This is a genomic window from Pseudomonas sp. Z5-35, from assembly GCF_051131945.1.
Taxonomy (GTDB): domain Bacteria; phylum Pseudomonadota; class Gammaproteobacteria; order Pseudomonadales; family Pseudomonadaceae; genus Aquipseudomonas; species Aquipseudomonas marvdashtae.
Genome location: NZ_CP071640.1, coordinates 3,880,812 through 3,901,989 on the forward strand (window position 1 = coordinate 3,880,812; position 21,178 = coordinate 3,901,989).

Sequence of the window (21,178 nt, forward strand, 5' to 3'; positions counted from 1 at the left end):
GCGCGGCGCTGGGCCATGCCCCTCCAGAATCAAATACGCCGAGCGGCGTAGCGCTTGAGCATGCTAGGCACATCGAGAATCAACGCGATGCGGCCGTCGCCGGTGATGGTGGCGCCGGACATGCCCGGTGTGCCCTGGAGCATCTTGCCCAATGGCTTGATGACCACTTCTTCCTGGCCAACCAACTGATCGACAACGAAGCCGATCCGCTGGGTGCCCACCGAAAGGATCACCACATGGCCTTCGCCCTGCTCGACATGAGCGGCGGAGCTGACCAACCAGCGCTTGAGGTAGAACAGCGGCAGCGCCTTGTCCCGGACGATGACCACTTCCTGGCCGTCCACCACGTTGGTGCGCGACAGGTCGAGGTGGAAAATCTCGTTGACGTTGACCAGCGGGAAGGCGAAGGCCTGGTTGCCCAGCATCACCATCAGGGTCGGCATGATCGCCAGGGTCAACGGGACCTTGATGACGATCTTGGAGCCCTGGCCCTTGGTCGAGTAGATGTTGATCGAGCCGTTGAGCTGGGAAATCTTGGTCTTCACCACGTCCATGCCCACGCCACGACCCGACACGTCGGAAATCTCGGTCTTGGTCGAGAAGCCCGGGGCGAAGATCAGGTTGTAGCACTCGGATTCGCTCAGGCGATCGGCCGCGTCCTTGTCCATCACGCCGCGTTTCACCGCGATGGCGCGCAACACATTCGGGTCCATGCCCTTGCCGTCGTCGGAGATCGACAACAGGATGTGGTCACCCTCCTGCTCGGCAGCCAGGATCACCTTGCCGCCGCGAACCTTTCCGGAGGCCTCGCGTTCTTCCGGCGACTCGATGCCGTGGTCGACCGCGTTGCGCACCAAGTGGACCAGCGGGTCGGCCAGGGCCTCGACAAGGTTCTTGTCGAGGTCGGTCTCTTCACCCACCAGTTCCAGGTTGATTTCTTTCTTGAGCTGGCGAGCCAGGTCTCGAACCAGGCGCGGGAAGCGCCCGAAGACTTTCTTGATCGGCTGCATCCGGGTCTTCATGACCGCGGTCTGCAAGTCGGCCGTGACCACGTCGAGGTTCGACACGGCCTTGGACATGGCTTCGTCCTGGCTGTTGAGGCCCAGGCGCACCAGGCGGTTACGCACCAGCACCAATTCGCCGACCATGTTCATGATCTCGTCCAGGCGCGCGGTGTCGACCCGAACGGTAGTCTCGGCTTCGCTGGCCGGTTTTTCGGCGGGCGGTGCAGCCGGCGCACGGGCAGGCGCCGGTGCAGCAGCGGCGGGCTTGGGTGTCTCGGCCTTGGGCTCGGGTGCCTTGGCGGCCGGTTTTGGCGCGGCCTTGGCGACAGCCGCAGCGGTAGCCGCCGGCGCAGCAGAGGCCGTACCGACTTCGCTGAACTTGCCCTTGCCGTGCAACTCGTCGAGCAGTGATTCAAATTCGTGATCGCTGATCAGGTCGCTGCCAGCTGCCGCGGCGGCTGGCTTGGCCGGGGTCGGCGCGGAAGCGATGGCCGAATCCAGCGCATCGACGGCAAAGGTTCCCTTGCCATGCAGTTGATCGAGCAACGCCTCGAATTCATCATCGGTAATGTCGGAATTATCGCCAGCCGCCTTTGGCGCGGCCGGGGCCGGGGTCGCCGGGGCTGCGACGGCATCGGCAGCAAACTGACCCTTGCCGTGAAGCTGGTCGAGCAGCGACTCGAACTCGGCGTCGGTAATTTCATCGCTGGCAGCTGCGCCGGTGGCTGGCGCAGCAGGCGCGGCCGGAGCCTCGGCCTGGGCCTTGACGGCGCTCAGCGAGTCCAGCAGCGATTCGAATTCATGATCGGTGATGTCACCCGATGCCTCGGCAACCGGCTCTTGAGCCACAGGTTCGGCAGGCGCGGCTTCGTCAGCCGATTGCGGCTCGGCCAGGCGTGCCAGCGCGGCGAGCAACTCAGGGGTGGCAGCGGTGACCGGCGAGCGCTCACGCACTTCGCTGAACATGCTATTGACCGCATCCAGCGCTTCGAGCACCACGTCCATCAGTTCCGAATCAACGCGACGCTCACCCTTGCGCAGGATGTCGAACACGTTCTCGGCAATGTGGCAGCACTCCACCAGCTCGTTGAGCTGGAGGAAGCCGGCGCCTCCTTTTACAGTGTGGAAACCGCGAAAAATTGCATTGAGCAGGTCCGCATCATCAGGTCGGCTTTCCAGCTCGACCAGTTGTTCGGAAAGTTGCTCTAGAATCTCGCCGGCCTCAACCAGGAAATCCTGAAGGATCTCTTCATCGGCGCCGAAGCTCATTAATGGCTGCTCCTAAAATAGGGCTAAAACTCAAAATCCAAGGCTGGACAGCAAATCGTCCACATCGTCCTGACCGGACACAACGTCTTCTCTTTTATCGGCATGAATCTGCGGACCTTCACCCTGAGAGAGATGTTTTTGTGGATCTTTTTCAGCAAGCATCGCTTCACGGTCGTGTTCGATGCCCGCAAAGCGGTCGACTTGGCTGGCCATCAACACCAGCTTGAGCAAATTGCTTTCCACTTCGGTGACCAGTTGGGTCACGCGCTTGATTACCTGACCGGTCAGGTCCTGGTAATCCTGGGCCAACAGAATGTCGTTGAGGTTGCTCGCCACGGCACGGTTCTCGGTGCTGCTGCGCGTCAGGAAACCGTCGACCCGACGGGCCAGCTCGCGAAACTCTTCGGCGCCGACTTCGCGACGCATGAACCGACCCCAATCGGTGCTCAACGCCTGGGCTTCATCACTCAGGCCGTTGACCAGGGGGGTTGCGCTTTCCACCAGGTCCATGGTGCGGTTGGCCGCGGCCTCGGTCAGCTTGACCACATAACCCAGGCGCTCGGTGGCGTCGGTGATCTGCGAGACTTCCTCGGCCTGTGGCATGTTCGGGTCGATCTGGAAATTGACGATCGCACTGTGCAGTTCACGGGTGAGCTTGCCGACTTCCTGGTACAGACCTCGGTCACGGGTCTGGTTGAGCTCATGAATCATTTGAACCGCATCACCGAAGCGGCCCTTTTCAAGGCTGTCGACCAGTTCGCGGGCATGTTTTTTCAGGGTCGATTCGAAATCGCCCATTGAAGATTCGTTGTCCATAGCTCCCCCGTGGCGCCGTTAACCGATGCGTTCGAAGATTTTTTCGATCTTCTCTTTCAACGCCTGGGCCGTGAAGGGTTTGACCACATAGCCGTTTACACCGGCCTGGGCCGCTTCGATGATCTGCTCGCGCTTGGCTTCGGCAGTCACCATCAGCACCGGAAGGTGCTTGAGTTTTTCGTCGGCGCGCACGTGGCGCAGCAAGTCGATACCGGTCATGCCAGGCATGTTCCAGTCAGTCACCAGAAAGTCGATGCTCCCGCTGTTGAGGACGGGAATGGCAGTGATGCCATCGTCGGCCTCGACCGTGTTGGTGAACCCGAGGTCACGCAACAGGTTTTTTATGATCCGCCGCATCGTTGAGAAGTCATCAACGATGAGGATTTTCATGTTCTTGTCCAATTCGACCTCCAAGCAGTCTTAAACGCGTCCAGCACCTGGACGCGCCATTTCAATCAATTCTGGCATAACACTCGACAACGGTCTGGAGCACAACGGATGAGACTGGCCCGGCACACATATGCCGGGCCAGCCCCGCTCGCAGCGTCCCCACACTGCCCGTCAGCGCGCTCGCCACTCCCCCAAACGCCCCCGCAAGCGGGCCGCGCACTGGCTGTGTAACTGGCTGACCCGTGATTCGCTGACCCCCAGGACCTCACCGATTTCCTTGAGGTTCAGCTCTTCGTCGTAGTACAGCGCCAAGACCAGTCGCTCACGTTCCGGCAAATTGGCAATCGCTTCCGCCAGCGCGCTCTGGAAACGTTCATCTTCCAGGTCACGCGACGGCTCCATGTGAGCACTCGCGTTATCCTCATGCAGCCCTTCGTGTTCGCCGTCCTGCAACAGGTCGTCGAAACTGAACAAGCGACTGCCCAAGGTATCGTTCAAAATCCCGTAATAATCATCGAGACTCAACTGGAGTTCGGCCGCAACCTCGTGATCTTTAGCGTCACGTCCGGTTTTAGCTTCGATAGCGCGGATCGCGTCACTGACCATGCGGGTGTTGCGATGCACCGAACGGGGTGCCCAGTCGCCCTTGCGGACTTCATCGAGCATCGCTCCGCGAATACGGATACCGGCATACGTCTCGAAACTGGCGCCCTTGCTCGCGTCGTATTTATTCGACACTTCGAGCAAGCCGATCATGCCCGCCTGGATCAAGTCTTCGACCTGGACACTGGCCGGCAGGCGCGCCAGCAAGTGATAGGCGATACGCTTGACCAGGGGCGCGTAACGCTCGATCAATTCGTATTGGGCGTCCCGTGCCGATTTTTTGTAGAGATGGTTGTAACCGCTGGCTGTCATAACACGGGCCCTGCTGTTTGTTGCACGAGACGCTCGACGAAAAATTCCAGATGCCCGCGTGGGTTGGCCGGCAAGGGCCAGGTATCGACTTTCTGGGCGATTGCCTTGAACGCCAGCGCGCATTTGGAACGTGGAAAGGCTTCATAAACGGCACGTTGCTTCTGGACGGCCTTGCGTACGCTTTCGTCGTAAGGCACTGCGCCGACGTATTGTAGGGCGACGTCCAGGAAGCGATCCGTGACCTTTGTCAACTTGGCGAACAGGTTGCGTCCTTCCTGCGGGCTCTGGGCCATGTTGGCCAGGACGCGAAAGCGGTTCATGCCATAGTCGCGGTTAAGCAATTTGATCAGGGCGTAGGCATCGGTGATGGACGTCGGTTCGTCGCACACCACCAGCAGGACTTCCTGGGCGGCGCGCACGAAACTGACGACCGAGTCACCGATACCGGCGGCCGTGTCGATCACCAGCACATCGAGGTTGTCGCCGATGTCGCTGAAAGCCTGGATCAGGCCCGCGTGCTGCGCCGGTGTCAGGTGAACCATGCTCTGGGTGCCGGAGGCCGCCGGCACGATGCGAATCCCGCCCGGCCCCTGCAAGAGCACGTCGCGCAGTTCACAGCGACCTTCGATCACGTCCGCCAGCGTGCGCTTGGGTGTAAGCCCCAGCAACACGTCGACGTTCGCCAGGCCCAGGTCGGCGTCCAGCAGCATGACCCGTCGGCCAAGCTCTGCCAGAGCCAGGGACAAGTTCACTGACACGTTAGTCTTCCCGACGCCACCTTTGCCGCCGGTCACCGCGATCACCTGTACGGGATGCATGCTGCCCATGTTCGTTCTTTACCTTGTCTTACTTAGACGGAGGCCACATTACTGGCTGCGCGTTCACATATGGAACAATGCATGGCAGACCATCGATGTAGGTACAAAAAATATTCATGATTACCTCAGCCGACCTGCTTGGTCGGGCTGTGGTAGATATCAGCGAACATGTCAGCCATGGCTTCTTCGCTGGGTTCTTCCTGCATTTGCACACTCACGGCACGACTGACCAGTTGATGACGGCGCGGCAGATGCAAATCATCCGGGATCCGCGGCCCGTCGGTCAGGTAGGCCACCGGTAGTTCATGACCGATTGCCAGGCTCAACACCTCGCCCAGGCTTGCCGTTTCGTCCAGCTTAGTCAGGATGCAGCCGGCCAGCCCGCAGCGTTTGTAGCTGTGGTATGCGGCGGTTAGAACCTGTTTCTGGCTGGTGGTTGCCAACACGAGATAATTCTTTGACTTGATGCCACGCCCGGCCAGGCTTTCGAGCTGCATGCGCAGGGCCGGATCGCTGGCTTGCAGGCCGGCGGTGTCGATCAGTACGACGCGCTTGCGCATCAAAGGCTCCAGCGCCTGGGCCAGGGATTGGCCCGGATCCACATGGGTCACCGACACATTGAGGATCCGGCCCAGGGTCTTGAGTTGTTCCTGGGCGCCGATGCGGAAACTGTCCATGCTCACCAGGGCGATGCTCTGAGCGCCGTACTTGAGAACATAGCGAGCCGCGAGCTTGGCCAAGGTGGTGGTCTTGCCCATGCCGGCTGGGCCGACCATGGCGATGACACCGCCCTCTTCCAATGGCTCTACTTCCGGCGTGGCGATCATCCGCGCCAAGTGGGCGAGCAACATGCGCCAGGCCTGGCGAGGCTCTTCGATGCCATTGATCAGCGCCAGCAGGTCCCGCGACAACGGGCCGGACAGGCCAATGCGTTGCAGGCGACGCCACAGGTTGGCCTGGGCCGGACGGCTGCCTTGCAGTTGGTTCCAGGCCAGCGAGCCGAGCTGGACTTCCATCAGCTCGCGCAAACTGTTGAGTTCGAAACGCATCGAGTCCAAGGCGCGTGGGTCAACGCCCGCCGCTGGCGCTGCCTGCATCGGTGCCGGACGACGCGGCTCGGCCAAGGCTGGCTCGATCAGCGGTTCGGCAGCGGTCAACGGCAGGCCGGCAGTCAATGGCTGACCGGCGAACAATTGGCGATTGGTGCCCGCGCTGCCGTCGCCTTCGCTGCTGCGCAGGCTCAGTTCGGCCTGGGCGCTGGCGATGCGCGACTGGGTCTTGCGCAGCTCATCCTCGAGTTCCATGTTCGGAACCCGTGGGGCCAGCGCCGACAGTTTGTAATCCAGAGCTGCCGTCAGCTCGACACCGCCGGCGATACGACGGTTACCGATGATGGCTGCTTCAGCGCCCAGTTCGTCACGAACCAGTTTCATGGCCTGACGCATATCGGCGGCGAAAAAACGCTTCACTTGCATAAACCACTACCTCAGCCGTTGGGCCCTACTGTCGCAACGATGGTCACTTGCTTGTTGTCCGGTATTTCCTGGTACGCCAGCACATGCAGCCCCGGGACCGCGAGGCGCCCGAATCGCGAGAGCATCGCGCGAATCGGACCGGCCACCAGCAGGATCACTGGTTGGCCTTGCATCTCTTGCCGTTGGGCCGCATCAATCAACGAACGTTGCAGCTTCTCGGCCATGCTTGGCTCCAGCAGAACACCCTCTTCCGAGCCTTGTCCTGCCTTCTGCAAACTATTGAGCAATATCTGTTCCAACCTTGGCTCCAGAGTGATCACAGGCAGCTCGGACTCAGTGCCTACAATGCTTTGGACGATTGCGCGGGATACGCCGACCCGCACCGCAGCCACCAAGGCGGCGGTATCTTGACTCTTCGAAGCGTTGTTGGCGATCGCTTCGGCGATGCTGCGAATGTCGCGAACCGGGACTTGTTCGGCCAGCAGCGCTTGCAACACCTTGAGCAATTGCGAAAGTGAAACCACGCCCGGCACCAATTCTTCTGCCAGCTTCGGCGAGCCCTTGGCCAGTACTTGCAGCAATTGCTGGACTTCCTCGTGGCCGATCAGCTCGCTGGAGTGCTTGTACAAAATCTGGTTCAAGTGAGTCGCGACCACGGTGCTGGCGTCCACCACGGTGTAACCGAGGGACTGGGCCTGGGCTCGCTGGCTGATTTCGATCCACACCGCTTCCAGGCCGAAAGCCGGATCCTTGGCGGTAATGCCGTTGAGCGAACCGTAGACCTGCCCCGGGTTGATCGCCAGCTCGCGGTCCGGGTAGATCTCGGCTTCGGCCAGGATCACGCCCATGAGCGTCAGGCGATAGGCGCTGGGTGCCAAGTCGAGGTTGTCGCGGATGTGCACGGTGGGCATCAGGAAGCCCAGGTCCTGGGACAGCTTCTTGCGCACGCCCTTGATCCGCGCCAGCAGTTGACCACCCTGATTGCGATCAACCAATGGAATCAGGCGGTAGCCGACTTCCAGGCCGATCATGTCGATCGGCGTCACATCGTCCCAGCCCAGTTCCTTGGTTTCCATGGCGCGGGCCGGCGACGGCAGCAGTTCCTGCTGACGCTTGACCTCATCCAACGCTTGGACTTTCTGCACGTTCTGCTTCTTCCAGAACAGGTAGGCGCCACCGGCAGCCAGGGCAGCCATGCTCAGGAAGGAAAAGTGCGGCATTCCCGGCACGATACCCATCACCGCCATCAAGCCGGCGGCCACGGCCAAGGCCTTGGGCGACGCGAACATCTGACGGCCAATCTGCTTGCCCATGTCTTCGGAGCCCGAAGCACGGGTCACCATGATCGCGGCAGCTGTGGATAACAACAGTGATGGCAATTGCGCCACCAAACCGTCACCGATGGTCAGCAAGGCGTACACCTTGCCGGCGTCACCGAAGGTCATGCCATGTTGGAAGATACCGACGGCCATGCCGCCGATCAGGTTGATGAACAGAATCAGCAGGCCGGCGATGGCGTCGCCGCGCACGAACTTGCTGGCACCGTCCATGGAACCGTAGAACTCGGCTTCCTGGGCGACTTCAAGACGACGGGCCTTGGCCTGGCCCTGGTCGATCAGGCCGGCGTTGAGGTCAGCATCGATTGCCATTTGTTTGCCGGGCATCGCGTCGAGGGTAAAACGTGCGCTCACCTCGGAAATCCGCCCGGCACCCTTGGTCACCACGACGAAGTTGATGATCATCAAAATCGCGAACACCACGATACCGACCACGTAGTTACCGCCGATTACCACCTCGCCGAAGGCCTGGATCACCTTACCAGCGGCTTCGTGACCTTCGTGACCGTGGATCATGACAACCCGTGTCGACGCTACGTTCAGCGCCAGCCGCATCAGCGTAGCTACCAGCAGAATGGTCGGAAACACTGCAAAATCCAGCGGCCGCAAGGCGTATACGCAGACCAGCAACACGACAATCGACAAGGCGATGTTGAACGTGAAGAACACGTCCAGCAAGAACGGCGGCACAGGCAGCATCATCATGGCGAGCATGACCAGCAGCAACAGCGGCACGCCCAGATTACCCCGGCTGAGGTCTGCTACGTTGCTGCGCGCATTGCTGAGTAACTGAGAGCGATCCACCAAAATTCCCCGTTCCTGTGAAGCAAACTTTTGACGCCCTGAAGGGGCTCAGGCGGGGTATTGCAAGAAGCCTTCCAACTTTTGTAGGAGGCTAAAATAGAAAGGTTTGAAGGGTGCCGACCGACTCAGGAATCGCGCCGCAGATCCGGCGGAATCGGCAAATCCTTGAGCGGATCGGGGCGCTTGCCCTTGCCGGCGCGGTGCTGGCGAATCTGGTAGACGTAGGCCAACACCTGGGCGACGGCCAGATACAGGCCACCCGGGATTTCCTGGTCGAGCTCAGTGGAATAGTAAATCGACCGCGCCAACGCCGGGGATTCGAGCAGCATCACTTCATTGGCCACGGCTATCTCACGGATCTTCAGCGCCAGGAAATCGCTGCCCTTGGCCAGCAACACCGGTGCGTTGCCTTTTTCGGGGTCGTACTTGAGCGCCACGGCGAAATGGGTCGGGTTGGTGATGACCACGTCGGCGTCGGGGATGGCCGCCATCATTCGTCGCTGGGACACTTCGCGCTGCAACTGACGGATCCGCTGCTTGACTTCGGGCTTGCCTTCTTGCTCCTTGTACTCGTCGCGAATTTCCTGCTTGGTCATCATCAGCTTTTGCTTGCTTTGATAAAGCTGGATCGGCACGTCGATGGCGGCAATCAGAATCAGCCCGCAGGCCATCCACAAGGTGCTCCAGCCAACCAGCTGAACGCTGTGGATAATGGCTTGTTCCAGCGGCTCATGGGCGATACGCAGCAAGTCGTCGATGTCGGCCTGCAGCACCGTCAGCGCAACGAACAGGATCAGCAGAAACTTCCCAAGCGCCTTCAGCAGCTCCATCACCGCCGTGGTTGAGAACATGCGCTTGAGGCCCGCAGCAGGGTTCATCCGACTGAATTTCGGGGCCATGGTCTTGCCGGAAAACAGCCATCCGCCCAAGGAAATGGGCCCCAGAAACGCCGCCAGCAGCAAGAAAATCAGGATCGGCTGCATCGAAATGATTGCGATCTTGCCCGAATGCAACAGGTACTGCGTCATCGCGCCAGGACTCAGTAGCACTTCTCGAGGCAGAGAGAAATTCAGGCGCATGATTTCCAGCAAATCCAAAGCCAGCCCACCGCCATAAATCAGCAAGCCGCCAGCGCCGGCGAGCATGATCGCAAGTGTATTGAGCTCTTTGGAACGTGCGACCTCGCCTTTGTCCCTGGACTCTTTCTTGCGTTTCTCCGTGGGGTCTTCTGTCTTGTCCTGGCCACTCTCGCTTTCAGCCATGGTTCAGCGCGCCTGTGCCATATCGCGTAGCAGCTGCAAGGCCTGGGTGGCCAGCGGCTGATACTGGTTGAGAATATCCCCCAGGGTGACCCAGAAAATCACCATGCCCAGCACGAGGGTCAGCGGAAAACCAATGGAAAAGATGTTCAATTGCGGCGCCGCCCGGGTCATTACGCCAAAGGCTATGTTGACCACCAGCAGCGCGGTGATCGCCGGCAACACCAGCAGCATCGCCGCGCCGAGGACCCAGCCGAGCTTGCCGGCAATGTCCCAGAAATGATTGACCAGCATCGCGCTGCCCACCGGCATCGTCGTGAAGCTCTCGGTCAGCACTTCGAACACCACCAGATGTCCGTTCATGGCGAGGAACAACAGCGTCACCAGCATCGTCAGGAACTGCCCGATGACCGCGGTGTTTACGCCGTTGGTGGGGTCGATCATGGAGGCGAACGCCATACCCATCTGGATCGAGATGATTTGTCCAGCGACCACGAATGCCTGGAAGAACAGCTGCAATGAGAAGCCCATCAAGGCACCGATGAGAATCTGTTCGGCCACCAGCATCAGCGCACTGAGGTCCAGGGCGTTGACGGGCGGCATCGGCGGCAGTCCCGGGGCGATGACCACCGTGATCGCCAGGGCCAGGTACAGGCGCACCCGAGTCGGGACCAGGGTAGTGCCAAAGACCGGCATGCTCATCAGCACCGCGGCGACGCGAAACAGCGGCAGGATGAACGACGCCACCCAGGTACTGATCTGGGTGTCCGTCAGCTCGAGCATCGACATCGGCTCAGCCGATCAACTGCGGAATACTGCCGTACAACTGCAGGATGTATTCCATGAAGGTTTGCACCAGCCAAGGGCCGGCGACAATCAGCGTCACCAGCATTACCAGCAGGCGCGGCAGGAAGCTCAGGGTCTGTTCGTTGATCTGCGTGGCGGCCTGGAACATCGCCACCATCAAGCCCACCAGCAGGCTCGGAATTACCAGGATGGCAACCATCACAGTGGTCAGCCAGAGCGCTTCGCGGAACAGGTCTACCGCTACTTCAGGCGTCATAATGTCCTATCCACGCAAAGGGCCTAAACACCGCCGAAACTGCCCGCCAGAGTGCCGATGATCAAGGCCCAGCCGTCCACCAGCACGAACAGCATGATCTTGAACGGCAGCGAAATAATCAGCGGCGACAACATCATCATACCCATGGCCATCAAGATACTGGCGACCACCAGGTCGATGATCAGGAACGGGATGAAAATCATGAAGCCGATCTGGAACGCCGTCTTGAGTTCGGACGTGACGAACGCCGGCACCAGGATCGTCAGGGGCGCCTGGTCGGGACTGAGGATGTCGGTGCGCTTGGACAGACGCATGAACAGCTCCAGGTCGCTGCTGCGAGTCTGGGCGAGCATGAAGTCCTTGATGGGCACCTCGGCCCTTGCCACGGCGTCCTGGGCACTGAGCGTTTCCGCCAGATAGGGTTGCAGCGCGTCCTTGTTCACTCGGTCGAACACCGGCGCCATGATGAACATGGTCAGGAACAACGCCATGCCGGTGAGGATCTGGTTCGACGGCGTCTGCTGCAGGCCCAGGGCCTGACGCAGGATCGAGAAGACAATGATGATCCGGGTGAAACTGGTCATCAGCATGACGAACGCCGGGATGAAACTCAGCGCGGTCATGATCAGCAGGATCTGCAGGCTGACCGAGTATTCCTGCGCGCCTTCGGCGTTGGTACCCAAGGTAATCGCCGGGATCGACAGCGGGTCGGCGGCAAACACCAACGGCGCGGCCAGCATCAGGGCCAACGCCAACAGAATGCGCAACGGCATTACTTCTTATCCTTCTGGTCTTTACCCAGCAATTCCATGAGCCGCTGGGCAAATTCGGGGGTAGCCTGCTCAGTGGTGGGCACCTGCACCGGCTCCTTGAGGACATGCAAGGCGGTAATCGTGCCGGGACTCAGGCCGAGCAGGATCTGCTCGTTGCCAACCTGCACCAGCACCAGTCGGTCCCGCGGGCCGAGCGCGCGGGAACTGACGATGTCGATCACCTGCCCTTTGCCGGCAGGCCCCGCCTGTTGCACGCGCCGCAACATCCAGGCCAGGAAGAAAATCAATCCGAGCACCAGCAGCAGGCCCAACACCAATTGCGCCAATTGTCCGGCGATACCACTGCCACCCGCCGGCGCAGCGGCCGCCGAGGCCACCGGTTCGGCCGCCAGCACGCTGAACGGCAGCATCAAGGCTGCGGCGAGAAAGCCTTTCATTCAGCGCAGCTTCTTGATGCGTTCGCTCGGGCTGATCACGTCCGTCAGGCGAATGCCAAACTTCTCGTTGACCACCACCACTTCGCCATGGGCGATGAGCGTCCCATTGACCAGCACGTCCAACGGCTCACCGGCCAGGCGGTCCAGTTCGATCACGGAGCCCTGGTTGAGCTGCAACAGGTTGCGAATGTTGATATCGGTGCTGCCCACTTCCATGGAAATCGACACCGGGATGTCGAGAATGACGTCCAGGTTCGGCCCGTCGAGGGTCACTTGCTCGTTGCTTTTTGGCACGCTGCCAAACTCTTCCATCTGCAGACGGTTGGAAGCGTTACCGGTATCGGCGGCCAGCAGCGCGTCAATATCGGCCTGCCCGGCATCTCCGGTTTCTTCCAGGGCGGCAGCCCATTCGTCGGCCAGCGCCTGGTCATCCTGGGTATTCATATCGTCAGCCATCATGTGTCCTCGGCGGGCAAAAATCGGTTAAAAACCTAAAAATTCGTTACAAACTTAAGCGATTGACAGCGCTCAGCGGCGTTCGATCGGCTCGATCACCTGCAACGCGAGGTTGCCTTTGTGAGCGCCCATCTTGACCTTGAAGGCCGGTACGCCGTTGGCGCGCATGATCATCTCTTCAGGCATTTCGACGGGAATGATGTCCCCCGGCTGCATGTGCAGGATGTCTCGCAGGCGCAGCTGGCGCCGGGCAACGGTTGCGCCGATTGGCACGTCGACGTCCAGCACGTCCTGGCGTAAGGCGTTGATCCAGCGCTCGTCCTGGTCATCGAGATCCGATTGGAAACCGGCATCGAGCATTTCACGCACCGGCTCGATCATCGAATACGGCATGGTCACGTGCAGGTCGCCGCCACCACCGTCGAGTTCAATATGGAAAGTCGAGACGACAATCGCTTCGCTTGGCCCGACGATGTTGGCCATGGCCGGGTTCACTTCCGAGTTGATGTACTCGAAGTTCACCTCCATGATCGCCTGCCAGGCTTCTTTCAAGTCGACGAAAGCCTGTTCCAGGACCATGCGCACCACGCGCAACTCGGTCGGGGTGAACTCACGCCCTTCGATCTTCGCGTGACGACCGTCACCGCCGAAGAAGTTGTCCACCAGCTTGAACACCAGCTTGGCGTCGAGGATGAACAGCGCAGTGCCGCGCAGCGGCTTGATCTTGACCAGGTTGAGGCTGGTGGGCACGTACAGCGAGTGCACGTATTCACCAAACTTCATCACCTGCACGCCCCCAACGGCCACGTCGGCCGAACGGCGCAGCATGTTGAACATGCTGATGCGGGTGTATCGGGCAAAACGCTCGTTGATCATTTCCAGGGTCGGCATGCGTCCGCGAACGATGCGATCCTGGCTGGTCAGGTCGTAGCTTTTGACGCTGCCCGGTTCAGCAGCGTTTTCGGTCTGCACCAGGCCGTCGTCGACACCATGCAACAGCGCGTCGATTTCGTCCTGGGACAACAGGTCCTGCACGGCCATGTCGGGTTCCTACTGCAATACGAAGTTAGTGAAGAGCAACTGTTCGATCACCACTTTGCCGAGCTCTTTCTGAGCCACTTCCTGAACGCTGGCCGTGGCTTTCTGACGCAGCATTTCCTGGCCGACCGGAGTGGCCAGGGTGTCGAAACTCTGTCCTGAAAATAACATGACCAGATTATTGCGAATCAGCGGCATGTGCACCCGCAACGCTTCCAGGTCAGCCTGGTTGCGTCCCAACAGGGTAATGCTCACCTGCATGTAGCGTTGGCGACCGTTCTGGGTGTAGTTGGCCACGAAGGCCGGGGCCATGGGCTCGAAAATCGCCGGCTGCTTGCCTACTGGAGCGGCTTCGACTGCCGGCGCCGGCTTGCTCTGAGCGCTGTGCATGAAATACCAGGTCGCCCCCACGGAAACACCCACCGCCAGGAGCAAGCCCACCACGATCATGATGATCATTTTGAGTTTGCCTTTGGTTGCAGGGTCTTTTACTGCTGCTGCTTCGCTCTTCGCCATGCCAATAATCCGTCACTAATCGGGGGTTTCACTGTTGCACGGCTAGGCAGGAGCAAGTGTTATGCCAGAAGTGTGTAGCTCATGTGGTTTGCGCCGCCCACAAACAAAGCGGGAGCGGGCCTGCTCGCGATAGGGTGGATTCCGGCCAGAACAACGCTGGCTGAAAATCCGCTATCGCGAGCAAACGCGCTCCCGCAGGTTTATTGCAGTGAATCAGGCGTAGTAATCGACCGCACTGGTGCCAATCACGCTGACGGTGTTGACCGCTACCTCGGCCACGCTGGCCGGCAGATCTTCATTCCCCGAATCCACTCGACCACCGGAGGAAGTCGTGCGTCCCGCCTGGGCCTGCTGCTGGGCTTGCTGATCCTGGCCCTGCGAGCCACGCGACTGATCCGATACGTTGACGTCGACCTGCCCCATGCCCTGCTGGGCAAAACTGTCGCGCAGGCGATGCATCTGGCCTTCGAGGGCTTCGCGAACGCCTGAGTGTGCGCTCATGAAAGTGATCTGGGTCTGCTGGTCCGGAACCATGTTCACCCGGATATCCAGGCGACCGAGTTCGGCCGGTTGCAATTGGATGTCGGCCGCCTTGAGATTGGCGCTCGACAAGTACATCACCCGATTGACCACTTCCTCGGTCCAACCGCTCTGGTTCATGGCGATAGGCTGGTTGACCGGCACCGCGTTGGCGGTTTTTGGCGTGGCCGCCTGGGTCAGCGCTGCCAGGCGGTTGGCGAAGTCGTCCACGCGCGTATCGCTGGACGCCGCGGTCAGGTCCTTGAGGCCTTCGCTGATCAAGCCGCTGAACGCTTTCTCGCCGCCCTGGCTACCGGCGCCGGTACTGTCTTGGTCGGCTTGCACGGTGAGCATGCTCGCCATGCCGGCAGTGAAGGTCTGGGCCGATGTCGGCTCGCCATCAAGAGACGCCGATGCCGCTGCCTTGGGCTGTGCCTGGCTGGCAGCGGACACGTGGCCGCCCTGCTCCATCGCCAGGCGCAGGGCTGGAAGCGCATCGAGTGGATCGGCCTGCGGGTCGAACTCCGGATCGATCGCCGGGTCCGTTGCCTTGGCTGGCGTGGCTAAGGCAACGACGGGAGCCGCTACCGCCGCAGTGACGGGAGCCTCGGTCGGGATCACGACAGGCGTACGCTGAGCCTCGACGGCGGCCACCAGAGCAACGGCGTCCGGCAGCAAGGTCGGATCAAGCGTCGGATCGGAAGGCGCCGCATCCACTACCGGCGCTTCAGCCGTATCGGCGGCGGCATCTTCCGTTGCCTTGCCGTCGGCAGTCGCCGGCTTGTCGGCGGGCAAGGGTTTGCCGCTATCGGCAACCGCCGGCTCAGGAGCGGCAGCCGTGTCGCTGCCTGCATCCTTCTTGACGGTATTATCGGCCGTCTTGTCGCGCAGCGGTTTTGTCGGCGGCTCAGGTACCGCCGGTGATTTGACGGGCGCCTGCTTGGCGAAGACCTGGGCGAAGCTGGAGGCTTTATTCCCGGCGTCCGGGCCTGCTGCCAGCGGATTGACAGCGGCCTGCGGCTTGGCCTGGGCAGTGGCCTGGATGAGTGTATTAGGCGTAACGGGCATAAAATGGTCTCCGCTGCACTGGGATCTTTGATGCAGTCGAGACAGGACAATGCAAGGGATGGGCCAACGCGCCGAACAACAACGACTTTAACAGTGGAAGCCTTCGCGCTCTTCCTTGCAAAGCTCGCGAACATAGGTGAATTCGCTGTTGATCTCGCTGACCAGTTTCTCGATACCCCCCAGCGAGGGCTGCTTGGCGCGCTGTTCGAGCTCGCCGCACAGTTCAGCCAGGCGCAGGGCGCCCATATTGCTGCTACTGCCCTTGAAACTGTGGGCGGTGGCGCTCAATTGTTCGGCATCCCTGGCCTCAAGCAATACACGCAGGCGTGCTTCGGAATCGTTGAGAAACGTATCCAGCAATTCCGGATACCCGTCCTCCATGACTTCCCTCAACGTGCTGAGCACGTCCCGATCCAGATGAATCTCGCTCACTTGTTCGCTCCTTGATCAAGAATGGCCCTAATTATGCCAGAGCCTCCCAGAAAAACTCCACGCGCGCACTACGACCATCGTCGGACCAACTGGCCTCATGGCATAGCTGGCGCACCAGGCTTACACCACGTCCGGATAACCGGTCACGGTCCACTGGCCGGGCCAGCACTCGGCTGACATCGAACCCCTCGCCGCTGTCTTCGACCTCAATGACCAGGCGCCCACCATCCCCTTGGGGAGTGACGTGCAGATGCACGCGGATATGGCCACTGTCCAGCTCGTCCAGACGGGTGCTGCGCTCCGTGTAATAGCGGGCGAAACCCGCCGCATCACGCTTGAGACTCGAATCGAGCCCCAGTACGCCATGCTCCAGTGCGTTGGAGTAAAGCTCCGTCAGGACACTATACAAGGCGCCACTCTGACCCCTGAGCCCATGGACCTCAAGCAATAACTGCAACAGGTAAGGCATCGGGTTGAAACGCTTGAGCGTCTGGGCGCGGAACTCGAAGCTCACCGACCAATCCAGAGGGCTCGACTGGCCGCTATCGGAATAGACCGGTGGCGGCGGGCTGAGTTGCGTCGGCGCGACCAGCCGCACTTCGACCATGCTGAAGTCGTCGCGGGCCTCGCCGCGAAAATCGCCGAGGGCCTGCTGGATATCTTCGAACAGGCGGTCGGGCTCTCGGTTGGCCGCAAACACCTGCTGCAACCTCTCTACGCCGAACGGCTGATCATCGCGGTCGCTGGCTTCGATGACACCGTCAGACAACAGGAATACACGGTCACCCACCGACATCGGGTGCACTTCAGTTCGGTCATCGAATAACTGCGGCGTCAGCACGCCCAGCGGCAAATGCCGGGCCGGCAAGGGCGTGCGCGCGCCACTCAGGCTGTCATGCAAGTAGCCATCGGGCATGCCGCCGTTCCAGACTTCGACGGTGCAGCGCTGGAAACTCAGGCACAACAGCGTCGCACAGCAGAACATGTCCACCGGCAGGATGCGCTTGAGCTTGGCATTCATCTCCCGCAGGATTTGCGCCAGGCCGTAGCCTTTGGCGGTCATCCCGTAGAACACCTCCGCCAGCGGCATCGCCCCGACCGCCGCTGGCAAGCCGTGGCCAGTAAAATCCCCGAGCAGGATGTGCATGTCGCCAGCCGGGTTGAACGCAGCCAGCAGCAAGTCACCGTTGAACAAGGCATAGGGCGATTGAAGGTAACGGATGTTCGGCGCGCTGAGGCAACCGGAGTGGGCGATCTTGTCGAATACGGCCTTGGCGACCCGCTGCTCGTTAAGCAGGTAGTCGTGGTGCCGGGCGATCTGGTCACGTTGTTCGACCACCGTGGCCTGTAACCGACGCAAGCGGTCCATGGCCTTGATCTTGGCAGCCAGGATCACTTGGTTATAGGGCTTGGCGAGGAAATCGTCACCGCCAGCCTCCAGGCAACGGGCCAGCCCTTCGCTTTCAGTCAACGAGGTGAGGAAAATGATCGGAACCAGCTGGTCCCCGGCCAGATGCTTGATCTGCTGCGCGGCTTCGAAGCCATCCATGACCGGCATCATCGCGTCCATCAGCACCAGGTGCGGACGCTGCTCCCGGTAGACTTCGACCGCCTCGGCGCCATCCGCTGCGGTGAGCACCTGATGGCCTTGACGGCGGACGATGGTCGACAACAGCAGTCGGTCAGCAGCACTGTCTTCGGCAATCAGGATCGTCAGCGGCTCCGGCGACGATTGCATGGTAATCAACTGATATCGAACAACTTGTCGAAATTGGAAATCGCGAGGATTTTCTTGACGTCGCTGCTGCTGTTGACCACACGGATATCCGACTCGTCGCCACCGGCATGATCGCGCAACAGCAGGAGCATGCCCAAGGCAGAGCTGTCGAGGTAAGTGGCTTCTTTCAAATCCACCACGATGGACTCAGGCTTCGTATTGAGCTTTTCGTAAGACTCACGAAATTCCTGGTGTCGGCCAAAATCGAATCGACCTTTGATCGAGATCGTCAGCTTTTGTCCATCTGGGGACACTTCAGTTACGACAGACATATTCACTTCCTTGTCGTGGACATATGTGTACAAGGTGTAGCATCAGGTAGAGGTCTGAGCAAGGAATCAAACCCTCCAACCGACAGAATTCCGCTTTCATGATCAATACGGATCATGGCGCGGCAGACGCTGAGACAGTTCATCGAGCAATTTCTGCTCGCGCTTGTCTTCCAGCTGCCGAGCCTCATCGATATAGCGCTGTACAAGTTTGCGCAGCCCTTCGACCCGGGCGAAGGCTTCCTGCCAGCTCTGGCGAGCCTTTTCCAGGTTGTTCTGGTGCCAGACGAGGCTTTGGCGCTGCTGATCGATCGCGGTGCCCAGCTGTGCGAGGAACCCCTGGTAGCCCAACAGCCATTGCCCGGAAACGCCATGGCTGCCGCGGGCGATCCACTGCTCTTGGTATTCGAGACGAAAATTCTCCAGGTCGGCCAGCTTGCTCTCGGCCACGGCCACTTGTCCCTGGAAATAAGCCAGCCGCTGGACGGCGGTCTTCTCGGCTTTTTCCGCCATGTCCACCACTGGCGCCAGGCGTGCAGCACGACTCGTGGCCATGACCGGTTACGCGCCAGCGACGGGGGTGAAGATGGTCTGCAGGTGCGCTTCGCTGGCGCCCATGCCGATGTTGTCGTTCAGGCTCTGGCGTAGATAAACCGCCATGGCCGGATAGAGATTGATGGCCATGTCCGTCTCGCGGTCACCACCCGGCACGTAGGCACCGACGCTGATAAGGTCGCGGCTCTGCTGATAGCGCGACCAGTACTGCTTGAATTGCTGCGCGCGTTTCATGTGCTCGGCACTGATGACCGACGGCATGACCCGGCTGATCGACGCTTCGATATCAATGGCCGGGTAGTGCCCTTCTTCGGCCAAGCGCCGAGACAAGACAATGTGGCCATCGAGCACACCCCGCGCCGAGTCGGCGATCGGATCTTGTTGATCATCGCCTTCGGACAACACGGTATAAAACGCGGTGATCGAACCGCCACCCTTCTCGGCATTACCGGCTCGCTCTACCAACTTGGGCAGCTTGGCAAATACTGAAGGCGGATAACCCTTGGTGGCCGGAGGCTCGCCGATGGCCAGGGCGATTTCCCGCTGGGCCTGGGCGAAACGAGTGAGCGAGTCCATCAACAACAGGACGTTCTTGCCCTTGTCGCGAAAATATTCGGCGATGCGCGTGCAGTACATGGCGGCGCGCAAGCGCATCAGCGGCGCATCGTCCGCTGGCGACGCCACCACCACGGAACGCTTGAGCCCTTCTTCGCCGAGGATGTGCTCGATGAATTCCTTCACCTCGCGGCCCCGCTCACCGATCAGCCCCACCACGATAATGTCGGCTTCAGTGAAGCGGGTCATCATGCCCAGCAGCACACTCTTGCCCACCCCGGTACCGGCGAACAGGCCCAGACGCTGGCCGCGTCCTACCGTCAATAATCCGTTGATGCAGCGAATGCCCACGTCAAGCGGCACGCTGATCGGGTCACGCTTGAGGGGGTTGATTGTCGGGCCGTCCATCGGCACCCAGTCTTCGGCCTTCATGCCGCCCTTGCCGTCGAGGGCACGCCCGGCTCCGTCCAGCACTCGTCCGAGCATGCTCATGCCCATGGGCAACCGACCGGTATCGGCCAGGGGCACCACGCGGGCGCCGGGGGCGATGCCGGCGACACTGCCCACCGGCATCAAAAATACTTTGTTGCCGGAAAAGCCCATGACCTCGGCTTCGACTTGCACCGGATGATAGCTGTCGTCGTTGATCACCATGCACCGGCTGCCCATGGCGGCACGCAGGCCCTCGGCTTCGAGGGTCAGGCCGACCATGCGCAGCAGGCGCCCTTCCAGGATCGGCTGGCCGGCCAGTTCGGTGGCTTCGGCGTAGCTGCCCAGGCGCTTGCCGAAGCTGGTTCGATCAAGGCGCATCGCGGCCGTCCAGTTCATGGGCTATCACATCGGCACCGTTCGGATCGACGATGACGGCGGCCTTGGATTCGTCCGGCAACTCCAGGCTCAGGTCGGCGGGGGCCGGGTGCAAGGCCTGTTCGTGCAGTTGGTCAAACAGCTTGGCCATGATCTGGCTGATGCGGGTTTCGACCGTCGCATCGATACGGCTGTGCTCGGTTTCGACCCGGCATCCGCCCGGCAGCAAGGTTTCGTCTTCGACTATTCGCCAGGTTTCTTCATGGCGCTCGCGCAGCGCCTTGACCAGTTCGAAGTCCTGCGGGTTGATGTACAACCGCACGTTGCCCACGCCCAGCGGCAACAACTTGAGGGCTTCACGCATGACGTGTTCGATCTGGCTCGAATCAATCGCCAGCTCGCGCTGGATTACCTGCCGGGTGATGTGTTGCACCAGCCCGACCAACGATTTTTCGATCTGGGTGTCTTGTTCGGCGATGGGCTCGAATAAATTGAGCATCAGCGCTTCCAGCGCCCGCAACTTGGCCGTCAGCGCCACGTCGGCTTCCTGGCGGACCTTGAGCGTGGTGCTGTGGAAACCTTCTTTTTCGCCGATGGCGAACCCTTCGTTATAGGCTTCCTGGCGAATGCTCTCGACTTCTTCGAGGGTCAGCGGCTGCACTTCCTCCAGCGGCACCTCTTCCATCTCCGGCAGTTCTTCCACCGGTGCAGGCTCAGGCTCGGGCACGTGGGGATCGAAGCTGGGCAGCGACCAGACGTCGAAGCCACCGACGTCCCGGGCGCGGATCAGGTCGCTGGGTGAATCATCACTCTTGGCAGACATAAC

Annotated in this window: 22 protein-coding genes; all 22 read right to left on the bottom strand. The window is 60.6% G+C overall.

Annotated elements, in window-relative coordinates:
• Positions 1 to 29: 29 nt before the first annotated feature.
• The 22 genes from J3P95_RS17685 to fliH all read right to left on the bottom strand — a co-directional run bounded on the left by J3P95_RS17685 (position 30) and on the right by fliH (position 21,175).
• Positions 30 to 2,273 (bottom strand): chemotaxis protein CheA, encoded by a 2,244-nt coding sequence (locus J3P95_RS17685; protein ID WP_434580296.1) that lies wholly within the window; start codon positions 2,271 to 2,273, stop codon positions 30 to 32.
• Between the two features lie 30 nt (positions 2,274 to 2,303).
• Positions 2,304 to 3,089, bottom strand: coding sequence for a protein phosphatase CheZ (locus tag J3P95_RS17690; protein ID WP_186637153.1), 786 nt, complete (start codon positions 3,087 to 3,089; stop codon positions 2,304 to 2,306).
• 18 nt (positions 3,090 to 3,107) lie between these two features.
• The gene (locus J3P95_RS17695) at positions 3,108 to 3,479 is read right to left on the bottom strand and encodes a chemotaxis response regulator CheY (RefSeq protein WP_008006721.1); all 372 of its coding nucleotides are present in this window, start codon (positions 3,477 to 3,479) and stop codon (positions 3,108 to 3,110) included.
• A gap of 171 nt (positions 3,480 to 3,650) precedes the next feature.
• Entirely contained in the window at positions 3,651 to 4,394 is a 744-nt protein-coding gene (gene fliA / locus J3P95_RS17700; RefSeq protein ID WP_003199123.1) for an RNA polymerase sigma factor FliA, read from the bottom strand.
• The gene (fleN, locus tag J3P95_RS17705; RefSeq protein WP_003184001.1) at positions 4,391 to 5,221 is read right to left on the bottom strand and encodes a flagellar synthesis regulator FleN; all 831 of its coding nucleotides are present in this window, start codon (positions 5,219 to 5,221) and stop codon (positions 4,391 to 4,393) included. The genes fliA and fleN overlap by 4 nt, the downstream gene beginning before the upstream one ends.
• Positions 5,222 to 5,337: 116 nt before the next feature.
• A complete protein-coding gene (gene flhF, locus J3P95_RS17710) occupies positions 5,338 to 6,687 on the bottom strand; it encodes a flagellar biosynthesis protein FlhF (RefSeq protein WP_434558087.1) in 1,350 nt (449 codons plus the stop codon).
• An 11-nt stretch (positions 6,688 to 6,698) separates the two neighbouring features.
• The gene (flhA, locus tag J3P95_RS17715; RefSeq protein WP_434558088.1) at positions 6,699 to 8,828 is read right to left on the bottom strand and encodes a flagellar biosynthesis protein FlhA; all 2,130 of its coding nucleotides are present in this window, start codon (positions 8,826 to 8,828) and stop codon (positions 6,699 to 6,701) included.
• A 125-nt stretch (positions 8,829 to 8,953) separates the two neighbouring features.
• Complete coding sequence (gene flhB, locus J3P95_RS17720) at positions 8,954 to 10,090, bottom strand: flagellar biosynthesis protein FlhB (RefSeq protein ID WP_434558089.1); 1,137 nt, start codon at positions 10,088 to 10,090, stop codon at positions 8,954 to 8,956.
• A gap of 3 nt (positions 10,091 to 10,093) precedes the next feature.
• A complete protein-coding gene (gene fliR, locus J3P95_RS17725) occupies positions 10,094 to 10,876 on the bottom strand; it encodes a flagellar biosynthetic protein FliR (protein WP_186637160.1) in 783 nt (260 codons plus the stop codon).
• 4 nt (positions 10,877 to 10,880) lie between these two features.
• On the bottom strand, positions 10,881 to 11,150 hold the full coding sequence (gene fliQ / locus J3P95_RS17730) for a flagellar biosynthesis protein FliQ (protein ID WP_434558090.1): 270 nt from the start codon (positions 11,148 to 11,150) through the stop codon (positions 10,881 to 10,883).
• Between the two features lie 23 nt (positions 11,151 to 11,173).
• Positions 11,174 to 11,923 (bottom strand): flagellar type III secretion system pore protein FliP, encoded by a 750-nt coding sequence (gene fliP / locus J3P95_RS17735; protein ID WP_434558091.1) that lies wholly within the window; start codon positions 11,921 to 11,923, stop codon positions 11,174 to 11,176.
• On the bottom strand, positions 11,923 to 12,360 hold the full coding sequence (fliO, locus tag J3P95_RS17740) for a flagellar biosynthetic protein FliO (protein WP_434558092.1): 438 nt from the start codon (positions 12,358 to 12,360) through the stop codon (positions 11,923 to 11,925). The genes fliP and fliO overlap by 1 nt, the downstream gene beginning before the upstream one ends.
• Complete coding sequence (fliN, locus tag J3P95_RS17745; RefSeq protein ID WP_186637171.1) at positions 12,361 to 12,816, bottom strand: flagellar motor switch protein FliN; 456 nt, start codon at positions 12,814 to 12,816, stop codon at positions 12,361 to 12,363.
• A gap of 72 nt (positions 12,817 to 12,888) precedes the next feature.
• Positions 12,889 to 13,857, bottom strand: coding sequence for a flagellar motor switch protein FliM (gene fliM / locus J3P95_RS17750; RefSeq protein WP_434558093.1), 969 nt, complete (start codon positions 13,855 to 13,857; stop codon positions 12,889 to 12,891).
• Between the two features lie 9 nt (positions 13,858 to 13,866).
• Positions 13,867 to 14,370: a flagellar basal body-associated protein FliL gene (gene fliL, locus J3P95_RS17755; protein ID WP_186637176.1), complete on the bottom strand. Its 504-nt coding sequence runs from the start codon at positions 14,368 to 14,370 to the stop codon at positions 13,867 to 13,869.
• A gap of 213 nt (positions 14,371 to 14,583) precedes the next feature.
• Positions 14,584 to 15,957, bottom strand: coding sequence for a flagellar hook-length control protein FliK (locus J3P95_RS17760; RefSeq protein ID WP_434580294.1), 1,374 nt, complete (start codon positions 15,955 to 15,957; stop codon positions 14,584 to 14,586).
• An 87-nt stretch (positions 15,958 to 16,044) separates the two neighbouring features.
• Positions 16,045 to 16,389 (bottom strand): Hpt domain-containing protein, encoded by a 345-nt coding sequence (locus J3P95_RS17765; protein ID WP_434558095.1) that lies wholly within the window; start codon positions 16,387 to 16,389, stop codon positions 16,045 to 16,047.
• A gap of 31 nt (positions 16,390 to 16,420) precedes the next feature.
• Positions 16,421 to 18,127: an ATP-binding SpoIIE family protein phosphatase gene (locus J3P95_RS17770; protein WP_434580293.1), complete on the bottom strand. Its 1,707-nt coding sequence runs from the start codon at positions 18,125 to 18,127 to the stop codon at positions 16,421 to 16,423.
• Between the two features lie 5 nt (positions 18,128 to 18,132).
• Positions 18,133 to 18,438 (bottom strand): STAS domain-containing protein, encoded by a 306-nt coding sequence (locus J3P95_RS17775; protein ID WP_258648063.1) that lies wholly within the window; start codon positions 18,436 to 18,438, stop codon positions 18,133 to 18,135.
• 102 nt (positions 18,439 to 18,540) lie between these two features.
• Positions 18,541 to 18,990 (bottom strand): flagellar export protein FliJ, encoded by a 450-nt coding sequence (gene fliJ, locus J3P95_RS17780; protein ID WP_198797723.1) that lies wholly within the window; start codon positions 18,988 to 18,990, stop codon positions 18,541 to 18,543.
• 6 nt (positions 18,991 to 18,996) lie between these two features.
• A complete protein-coding gene (gene fliI / locus J3P95_RS17785) occupies positions 18,997 to 20,355 on the bottom strand; it encodes a flagellar protein export ATPase FliI (protein ID WP_434580291.1) in 1,359 nt (452 codons plus the stop codon).
• Positions 20,345 to 21,175, bottom strand: a complete 831-nt coding sequence (gene fliH, locus J3P95_RS17790; RefSeq protein WP_434580290.1) for a flagellar assembly protein FliH — start codon at positions 21,173 to 21,175, stop codon at positions 20,345 to 20,347. Before fliH ends, fliI begins: the two co-directional genes overlap by 11 nt.
• Between the last annotated feature and the right edge of the window lie 3 nt (positions 21,176 to 21,178).

Bases quoted from the DNA above. Each gene is read 5' to 3' on its own strand.
- J3P95_RS17685 (WP_434580296.1), bottom strand. From the start codon at position 2,273: ATGAGCTTCGGCGCCGATGAAGAGATCCTTCAGGATTTCCTGGTTGAG.
- J3P95_RS17690 (WP_186637153.1), bottom strand. From the start codon at position 3,089: ATGGACAACGAATCTTCAATGGGCGATTTCGAATCGACCCTGAAAAAA.
- J3P95_RS17695 (WP_008006721.1), bottom strand. From the start codon at position 3,479: ATGAAAATCCTCATCGTTGATGACTTCTCAACGATGCGGCGGATCATA.
- fliA (WP_003199123.1), bottom strand. From the start codon at position 4,394: ATGACAGCCAGCGGTTACAACCATCTCTACAAAAAATCGGCACGGGAC.
- fleN (WP_003184001.1), bottom strand. From the start codon at position 5,221: ATGGGCAGCATGCATCCCGTACAGGTGATCGCGGTGACCGGCGGCAAA.
- flhF (WP_434558087.1), bottom strand. From the start codon at position 6,687: ATGCAAGTGAAGCGTTTTTTCGCCGCCGATATGCGTCAGGCCATGAAA.
- flhB (WP_434558089.1), bottom strand. From the start codon at position 10,090: ATGGCTGAAAGCGAGAGTGGCCAGGACAAGACAGAAGACCCCACGGAG.
- fliR (WP_186637160.1), bottom strand. From the start codon at position 10,876: ATGTCGATGCTCGAGCTGACGGACACCCAGATCAGTACCTGGGTGGCG.
- fliQ (WP_434558090.1), bottom strand. From the start codon at position 11,150: ATGACGCCTGAAGTAGCGGTAGACCTGTTCCGCGAAGCGCTCTGGCTG.
- fliP (WP_434558091.1), bottom strand. From the start codon at position 11,923: ATGCCGTTGCGCATTCTGTTGGCGTTGGCCCTGATGCTGGCCGCGCCG.
- fliO (WP_434558092.1), bottom strand. From the start codon at position 12,360: ATGAAAGGCTTTCTCGCCGCAGCCTTGATGCTGCCGTTCAGCGTGCTG.
- fliN (WP_186637171.1), bottom strand. From the start codon at position 12,816: ATGGCTGACGATATGAATACCCAGGATGACCAGGCGCTGGCCGACGAA.
- fliM (WP_434558093.1), bottom strand. From the start codon at position 13,857: ATGGCCGTGCAGGACCTGTTGTCCCAGGACGAAATCGACGCGCTGTTG.
- fliL (WP_186637176.1), bottom strand. From the start codon at position 14,370: ATGGCGAAGAGCGAAGCAGCAGCAGTAAAAGACCCTGCAACCAAAGGC.
- J3P95_RS17760 (WP_434580294.1), bottom strand. From the start codon at position 15,957: ATGCCCGTTACGCCTAATACACTCATCCAGGCCACTGCCCAGGCCAAG.
- J3P95_RS17770 (WP_434580293.1), bottom strand. From the start codon at position 18,127: ATGCAATCGTCGCCGGAGCCGCTGACGATCCTGATTGCCGAAGACAGT.
- J3P95_RS17775 (WP_258648063.1), bottom strand. From the start codon at position 18,438: ATGTCTGTCGTAACTGAAGTGTCCCCAGATGGACAAAAGCTGACGATC.
- fliJ (WP_198797723.1), bottom strand. From the start codon at position 18,990: ATGGCCACGAGTCGTGCTGCACGCCTGGCGCCAGTGGTGGACATGGCG.
- fliI (WP_434580291.1), bottom strand. From the start codon at position 20,355: ATGCGCCTTGATCGAACCAGCTTCGGCAAGCGCCTGGGCAGCTACGCC.
- fliH (WP_434580290.1), bottom strand. From the start codon at position 21,175: ATGTCTGCCAAGAGTGATGATTCACCCAGCGACCTGATCCGCGCCCGG.